Source organism: Kitasatospora nipponensis, assembly GCF_039528135.1.
In the GTDB taxonomy this organism is placed as follows: domain Bacteria; phylum Actinomycetota; class Actinomycetes; order Streptomycetales; family Streptomycetaceae; genus Kitasatospora; species Kitasatospora nipponensis.
Map to the genome: position 1 here is coordinate 1 of NZ_BAAALF010000599.1, position 848 is coordinate 848.

The 848-nt window shown below is 69.5% G+C and carries 1 protein-coding gene; it reads left to right on the forward strand.

What is annotated here, in order from left to right; translation table 11 throughout:
* Positions 1–848: APC family permease (locus tag ABD323_RS42150; protein WP_344447355.1), on the forward strand; the 848-nt coding region annotated here is incomplete at both ends.

Below are 848 nucleotides of genomic sequence, written 5' to 3' on the forward strand. Positions count from 1 at the left end.
ACCTGCCTGCCGCTGATCACGCTGGGGACGGCGATCAGCTACCGGGGCATGACGCCCACCAAGGGCGTGCAGTACGCCTTGGTGGGGCTGCAGCTCGCGGTGCTCGGCGTCTTCGCGGTGATGGCGATCGGCAAGGCGGTCGCCGGTGACGCGCCGGGCTCGCTGGACTTCTCCTGGAGCTGGCTCGACCCGTTCCAGGCCGACTCGTTCTCCGCCTTCGTGGCCGGCCTGTCGCTCTCGCTCTTCATGTACTGGGGCTGGGACGCCTGCCTGAGCGCCAACGAGGAGACCGGCGGCAGGGAGAAGACCCCGGGCCGGGCCGCCGTGCTGGCGATGGTCGTGCTGGTCGGCTCGTACCTGTTCACCGCCGTCGCCGTCCAGATGTACGCGGGCGTCGGCAGCACCGGCACCGGGCTGGGCAACAAGGAGACCTCCTCGAACGTCTTCGCCGCGCTGGCCGGTCCGGTGATGGGGCCGACGCTGGGCATCCTGCTGTTCGTCGCGGTGCTCGCCTCGGCGGCCGCCAGCCTGCAGACCACCTTCATCCCGGTCAGCCGGACGGTGCTGGCGATGAGCGTCTACGAGGCGCTGCCGCCGTCCTTCACCGAGGTCAACGAGAAGTACCGGACCCCGGGCCGGGCGATCGTCACGGCGGGCGTCGGGACCGGCGTCTTCTACACCGTGATGACCCTGGTCAGCGAGAACGTCCTCTCGGACACCATCGCCGCGCTGACCCTGATGATCTGCTTCTACTACTCACTCACCGGCTTCGCCTGCGCCTGGTACTACCGCCGGGACTTCGGCAGGTCGGTCCGGGACGCGCTGCTCAAGGTGGTCTTCCCGCTGCT